We start from the raw sequence: 7,040 nt of genomic DNA, 5'->3' as shown, positions 1-7,040 counted from the left end.
CCGACTCCCTCAGGGGAAGGCTCGAAGGGCCTCGCGGGCGCGGCCTCCACGGACGACACGGATCAGGCCCCCGCCTCCCGCACGGGCAGCGCGCCGTCGGAAGCGCAGCTCACGCCGCCGCCGGACGCCGACAAGGCCCCGCTGCCGGGCGGCTACGTGGAGGTGCTCAACCCGGCCTTCCCCGGCATCGTGCCGCCCACGCCGGTGGTGCACCGGGGGCGCCGCTACGCGCTGGAGGACCTGACCCCGTACTTCACCGACGGCAAGAAGAAGGACGCGAAGGACGCGTTCGACAAGGGCCAGTACACGAAGGCGCGCACGCTGCTGGAAGGCGAGGGCGACAGCCTGCCCGTGCGCTACCTGCGCGCGCTGTCGGCGGTGCGTGCCGGGGACGACAAGGCGGCGGCGACGGAGATGGCGGCGCTGGCCAACGACTACCCGGCGCTGAAGGATCGCTGCCTCACGCACGCGGGCGTGGCGCTGGAGTCCCAGGGCCGGCTGGACGACGCGGCGGCGAGCTTCAAGCAGGTGCCGGAGGACTCGCGGATGTACGTGGACGCGCGCCTGGGGCTCGCGCGCGTGCTGCGCAAGAAGAAGGACTACGACGGCGCCATGGCGGCGCTGACGCCGCTCACCCTGCGCGCCATGACGGGTTGGGGGCGCAACGTGGGGGCCGAGGCGCTGGTCGCCACGGCGGACCTGGCGGTGGAGAAGAAGGACCGCGCCGCGGAGCGCGCCGCGCTGTGGCGCCTGTGGGCAAGCCAGCCGCTGTCGCCCATCGTCAAGCAGGTGGAGAAGCGCCTCAAGGGGCAGGCGACGCCGCTGGACGCGAAGGTGGGCCGGGCCGAGGCGCTGATCGAGGCGCACCGCAACAAGCAGGGGCTGGCCATCCTGGAGCCGCTGCTGCCGCAGCTGAAGCTGCCGGACGCGCTCGCGTGCAAGGCCCACTTCGCCTACGGCAAGGGCCAGCGCAAGGAGCGCCAGCACACGCGGGCCATCCAGGTGCTCACCCCCGTGGTGGAGCAGTGCAAGGACCGCGACCTGCTGGCGCGCGCGCTGTACGTGCTGGGCTCGTCGCGCTCCATCGTGGACCAGGCGCGCGGCACGGAGACGTACGAGCGGCTGGCGCGCGAGTTCCCGGACCACTCGTTCGCGGACGACGCGCTCTTCTACGCGGCGGACCTGTACGTGAAGACGTCCCGTCCCAAGGACGCGATGGCGCGGCTGGACGAGCTGGCGCGGCTGTACCCGCGCGGCGACTTCCTGGGCGAGGCGCTGTTCAAGGCGTTCTGGGTGGCGCGCACGTCGAAGGCAGAGGACGGCGGGTTCTCCTTCCTGGACCGCATCGAGCAGCAGTTCGCCACCGCGGACGAGTCCTACGACGTGGAGCGCGCGCGGTACTGGCGGGCCCGCACGCTGGAGGAGCGCGGCAACATCCAGGGCGCCGCGGAGCTGATGGAGCAGCTCGCGGTGGAGCACCCGGCCACCTACTACGGGCTGATGGCGCGCTCGAAGCTGGGGGAGCTGGATCCGCAGCGGCTGGAGCGCGTGTCGCAGCAGATCTTCGACGTGCCGGAGGCCGCCAGCCCCTGGCCGATGTTCGCGGGGCCCATGGGGGACGACTCCCACTTCCGAGCGGGCGTGGAGCTGTTGCGGCTGGGCTTCCCGGACTCGGTGTCCTCGGAGCTGATGCTGGTCAACCGCACCAACCAGCCGCCGGAGTCGATGCGCCTGCTGGTCATGGTGCTGTCGCAGTCCGGTGACGCGCGCTCGGCGCACGCCATCGCGCGGCTCGCGCTGCGCAAGGACCTGAGCGGGCGCATCACCGCGCAGACGCGGCCGGTGTGGGAGGTGGCCTATCCCAACGCCTTCCGCGACCTCATCGAGAAGCACACCGTGCCCGCGGGCGTGGAGCCGGACCTGCTCCAGGCGCTGATGCGCGAGGAGAGCGCCCTGGACCCGAAGGCCCTGTCCTGGGCCGGCGCGCTGGGCCTCACGCAGCTGATGCCGTCCACGGCGAAGGGCGTGGCGCGCGAGCTCAAGGTGAAGAACTTCAAGGTGGACGCGCTGCTTCAGCCGGAGCTCAACATCCGCTTCGGCGCGCACTACCTCGGTGGCCTCATCAAGCAGTTCAAGGGCCACACGCCCTACGCGGTGGGCAGCTACAACGCGGGCTCCGGGGCGGTGAACCGGTGGCGCGCGTCCAACCCGGAGCTGCCGCTGGACGCATGGGTGGAGGAGATCCCCATCGCGGAGACGCGCGGCTACATCAAGCGCGTGCTGCGCTCGTACAACACCTACCAGCTCCTCTACGGCCGCGTGCCCAAGGTGCCGGTGATGCCCAGCGCATCGCGTTAGTGTGTAATCCTGGCTGAAGCCTGAATTCACGCATTCTTCGTGGAGAGGGAAGGGCGGGCCGTGGTTTCCTCGGCCGCCCATGAACCCATCTCCGAAGAGAGTCGGCCCCCTCGTCGTCCTGGCGTTGCTCCTGGCGGGCCTGAGCTGGCCGGCACCGGCCCGGGCCCAGTCCCAGCCGTGGTCGCTGACGAACGCGCAGCGCCAGGCGTTCCTGCGCTACTACGCCCCGGTCATCTTCAAGCGCGCGAACGCGAACGACGGCCGCCACGGCTACGACTGGCTGACGAACTTCGACTTCGACCAGGACGGCGACTTCTCCAACAACAAGCTGCACTGGAAGCAGATCCCCCAGTACGTGGACGCGTCGCGCACGGGGCCGAGCGCCTTCGACAGGTGGCGCGTCCGGCCGACGCTGTACACGTCGCTGATTGAGTACATGGACGGGGGGAAGAACCTCGTCCTCGTGTATCACCTGTATCACGCGCTGGATAAGAACGCGGCGGGCGACTACCAGCTCCACGACTGGGAGCGGGTGGAGATGCAGGTGAAGAACGTGGTGGGCAACCCGGGCAGCGGGGAGTCCGTGGCGTACGCGGTGGTGACGCAGCACAAGCGCAACGTGGTGCGCCAGCAGGGCAACACCGACCTCAACTTCATGCAGACGCCCACGGGCAGCCACCTGCTCATCTGGCAGGCGGAGTGGTCCGACAAGCTGCTCGCGGCGCACGGGCAGGAGCTGCGCTTCGTCACGGAGCCGTACTCCTTCTTCGCGGGGCGGATGGCGTCGGGCGGGAAGGCGGAGGCGGACGTGAACAACGACGACGGCCGCAAGAAGCTGCACTACGCGTTCGTGCCGGAGGACTCGGCGGCGGCGGTGGCGGCGTTCAACGCGCAGCCGGTGCGGTATGCGAACGCGGATGCGCAGGCCAGCCGCTATGACAACGGAAGCTCCGCCAACTGGCCCGCCGTGAAGCGCGTGACGTACGAGCTGCAGGACATCGCGGACATCGTGCCCACGCATTGGGAGTACGGCGGCTGGGCGACGCACTGGCTGCCGGATGGGCCCCAGTACTTCTTCCTGGAGAGCCCCGTGGTGAACGAGGCGGGCCAGGCGGAGGTGAGCGCGGGGATGCAGCGCTTCTTCTCGAAGACGCGGGACCTGGAGAACGAGGATGACCGCGAGGGCTACCCGTCGAAGAAGTGGTTCTTCGGCACGTTCGAGCTCAACGACAAGGCGTCGGACACGGGCGGCGGCGGGTCCAATGCCTTCCATGACAACGCCTGGGCCAGCACGGTGGTGGACTCGCGCGGCCGGACGCGCGCGAGCGCGAGCGGGTATCCCACGTCGGCGAATTCGTTCTGGTGGCAGCACGACTACTTCGTGCACAGCGGCGCGGTGGATTCCTCCGACGGTGTCGAGCAGGGCTTCTGGCTGCCGGGCGGCTGGTACCTGCCGGCGAACGGCGGGTTCGACGGGCGCTGGGCGCAGCTCTTCGACGACCGCCCGGGCCTGGAGTCCGGGGCCCGATAGCGCCCGCGGGTTGGCACGACGGGCCCGCGCCATGGAGGGCGTGATACCTTGGCGACGCGTGCGGCTCAGGCCGACACACCTTGAGCAGGAGTATCTCGTCATGGCTGGCAGCTTCGACATCCTCATCGTCGGCAATGGAGTCCTGGGCCTTTCCACCGCCAACGCGCTGGTCGCCCGGGACCCACAGGTCCGGGTGGCCGTCATCGGCCCCCTCGCGCGGACCTACGGCGCTTCGCCCGCGGCCGGAGCGATGATGGGGTGTTTCGGAGAAATCACCCGGGCCTCCGTATCTGGCAAGTACGGTCCCATCAAGCTGGGCCTGGGCCTGCAGGCACGCCGCCTGTGGCCCGCGTGGCTCGCCGCCCTCAACGAACAGCTCCCCCAGGCGGACCGGCTGGCCATCACCCCGGGCACCTTCGTGGTGGCCAACAACCGCTCGGGCCTCATCGAGGACGAGAACTTCACCACCATGCGCCTCAAGCTCCAGGAGTACCAGGAGCGCTTCGAGGACGTGGACCCCACCCGCATCCCGGGCATGAACCCCGCCGGCGACAGCCGCCCCACCGCCGCGCTCTTCATGCCGGACGAGGGCTCGCTGGACTCCAGCCGCCTGCTCACGGGCCTCGCGGGCGCGGCGGTGCGCTCCGGGCGCGTGTCCTTCCTGGAGGACACCGTCAGCGGGCTGGACGTGGAGGGCGGCCGCGTCGTGGGCGTGCGGCTGGCGGATGGTCAGGCGTTGACCGCGAAGCACGTGCTGCTCGCTTCGGGCGTGCAGAGCCAGAAGGTGCTGGACTCGCTGCCGGACCTGGCCCGGCGCGTGCCCCGCCTGCTGCCGGGCATGGGCACCTCTCTGGTCCTGGAGACCACGGACTTCCCCCTCAACCCGAGCGTCATCCGCACCCCCAACCGCGCCTTCGCCTGCGGCCTGCACGTGGTGCCCCGCGGCGCGAACCGTGTCTACGTGGGCGCCACCAACAACACGATGCTGGCGCCGGCGGACCGGCCCACCGTGTCGGACGTGTTCTTCCTCATGGACTGCGTCATGGAGCAGATCCACCAGGGCTACCAGAACGCGAAGCTCGTCTCCACGGCGGTGGGCAACCGCCCCATCGCCATCGACACGCTGCCGCTCATCGGCGGCACCTCGGTGGAGGGGTTGTGGGTCGCCTCCGGCACCTACCGCGACGGCCTGTTCCTCTCCCCGCTTGTCTCGCAGCACATGGCCGGCCTCATCCTGGGACAGGGCGGGCTGATGGAGAACGTCTTCCCGCCCGAGCGCAAGCCCATCAACCGCTTCACGCGCGAGGAGGCCATGGAGGAGACGGCGCGGCACTACGCCGCGGCCGGCTGGGAGCACGGCATCAAGATTCCGAAGGTGGGCTGGCACGAGACGTTCGCCCGCATGTTCAAGCGCACCATCACCACCGTCTACGAGGAGATCGGCACCGACTACGTGCTCCCGCCGGAGTTCGTCTACGTGGTCGACAACGACCGGGAGCGCATGGTGCCGTACTTCCGCGACTACTACCGGAGCGTGGACGCCGCCTGGTAGGCGCCCCCCGGGCTACTCCGCTTCCCGGCCGAGCTGGATGAGGGCGTCGGCCAGCGCGGCCATGTGTTCCGGACGCGAGGCCGGGTTGATGAAGACGGCCCGCAGGTACAGCCGGCCGCTGGCGTGCCGGTAGCAGCTCGCCGCGAACCTCCGCCCTTCCAGCAGCCGTGACAGCAGCGCCTCGTTGCGCGCGTTCTCCCGGGCCAGGTCCCCGGGCCTCGGGCCCCGGGCCTTCGGGACGAGGCGGAAGGCCAGCAGGTTCATCGCCGGGGCCTCGGGAAAGAGTTCGAAGAGGCCGCTCTCCCGCAGGCGCCGGGTGAAGTCCGCCGCGAGCGCGAACAGGTGGTCCACGAGCCGGCCGTAGCCGTCGCGGCCGAAGTGACGCAGCAGCAGCCACGCCCCCAGCGAGTTGAGGGCACGGGAGCCGTCCAGCGTCACCTCGCCCAGGTCGGCCACCTCCCCGGCGACGAAGTACCCCAGGCTGGACTTGCCCAGCAGCGTGAGCAGCCGCGCGTCGCGGACGAGCAGGCCCCCCAGCGGCGCGTTGAGCCCCAGGACCTTGTGCGGATCCAGCGTGACGGTGTCCGCGTCCTGGAGGCCGTCGAGCAGTCCCTGGTGGCGCTGGGAGAAGAGCAGCATGCTGCCATGGGCCGCGTCCACATGGACGAGCGCGCCGTACTCGCGCGCCAGCCGCATGCCCGCGCGCAGGGGATCGACGGCGCCCACCCCGGAGGTCCCCGCGGTCAGCACCACCACGGCGGGCAGGTGGCCTTCACGCCTGGCCCCCGCCAGCGCCGCCTCCAGCGCTTCCAGCGACACGCGGTCCTCGCCGTCGGCGGGAAGCCGGTGCAGGCCGGCGTCTCCCAGCCCCAGCTGGCGGACGGCGGCGAAGATGCTGGGGTGCGACGCCTCGGAGGCGAAGACCCGCATCCCCCGGTGGCCCGTGCGGGTCAGCGCCTCGAAGAGGCCGAGCGCGTTCACGTCCGCCCCGGCGCGCAGCAGGCAGTGGTTGCGCAGCAGCAGCAGGGCCTGGAAGTTGGACTGCGTGCCGCCGGAGGTGAAACAGCCTCCGGCCGTGGGCGTGTCGGGAAACGCGAGCGAGGTGAGCCAGCGCAGCACCTGCTGTTCGACGAACGTCCCCGAGCGCGCCGAGGAGAAGGTGATGGGATCCTGGGCCAGCGCGCGGATGAGCAGGCCGCTGAAGACGGAGATGTCCGTGGGCGGCACGTCCAGCTGGGCGAACCAGGTGGGGGCGCGCTTGTCACGCCCGTGGGGCATCACGTGCGCGGCGATGTCCGCGAGGATGTGCTCGACGGGCTGACCCTGGTCGGGCAGGGGGCCGTCGAAGGTGAGGGCGACCGTCCGCGCGGGGACGGGCGGAGGCATGGGCCCGGACGTGGGGGCGCGCAAGCGCTGGAGGGTGAGGGCGACGAAGCCCTCCAGCCGTGCCCGGACCGCGTCTTCCGGCTGGGCCTCGAAGGCGGCCCGCAGGGCCTCGGGCAGCTCCGGGAAGGAGACGTCCGGGGCTGATGGGAGGGCTGTATCGGGGACCATCGCGGTGGGGGTCGCTCGTGTCGCGCTCAAGGGGTTTCTCCTCCC

Annotated in this window: 4 protein-coding genes; 3 read left to right on the top strand and 1 reads right to left on the bottom strand. The window is 70.9% G+C overall.

Annotated features, from left to right (window positions below; translation table 11 throughout):
- The 3 genes from D7V93_RS33945 to D7V93_RS33935 form a co-directional block, all read left to right on the top strand.
- Positions 1-2,358: transglycosylase SLT domain-containing protein (locus D7V93_RS33945; protein WP_244237673.1), on the top strand; the 2,358-nt coding region annotated here is incomplete at its 5' end.
- A 79-nt stretch (positions 2,359-2,437) separates the two neighbouring features.
- Positions 2,438-3,889, top strand: coding sequence for a hypothetical protein (locus D7V93_RS33940; protein ID WP_120647329.1), 1,452 nt, complete (start codon positions 2,438-2,440; stop codon positions 3,887-3,889).
- A 100-nt stretch (positions 3,890-3,989) separates the two neighbouring features.
- On the top strand, positions 3,990-5,441 hold the full coding sequence (locus tag D7V93_RS33935; protein WP_120647328.1) for an NAD(P)/FAD-dependent oxidoreductase: 1,452 nt from the start codon (positions 3,990-3,992) through the stop codon (positions 5,439-5,441).
- Positions 5,442-5,453: 12 nt separating this feature from the next.
- Here the strand turns inward: D7V93_RS33935 and D7V93_RS33930 are convergent, their stop codons facing one another.
- On the bottom strand, positions 5,454-7,025 hold the full coding sequence (locus D7V93_RS33930) for a pyridoxal phosphate-dependent decarboxylase family protein (RefSeq protein ID WP_147451481.1): 1,572 nt from the start codon (positions 7,023-7,025) through the stop codon (positions 5,454-5,456).
- Positions 7,026-7,040: the final 15 nt, after the last annotated feature.

This window comes from Corallococcus llansteffanensis (genome assembly GCF_003612055.1).
Classification (GTDB): domain Bacteria; phylum Myxococcota; class Myxococcia; order Myxococcales; family Myxococcaceae; genus Corallococcus; species Corallococcus llansteffanensis.
Note: the sequence above shows the minus strand (reverse complement) of the source record. Positions and strands in the feature narration are given on the sequence as shown.

Excerpts from the sequence above, each read along its gene's own strand:
- D7V93_RS33940 (WP_120647329.1), top strand. The coding sequence starts at position 2,438 with ATGAACCCATCTCCGAAGAGAGTCGGCCCCCTCGTCGTCCTGGCGTTG.
- D7V93_RS33935 (WP_120647328.1), top strand. The coding sequence starts at position 3,990 with ATGGCTGGCAGCTTCGACATCCTCATCGTCGGCAATGGAGTCCTGGGC.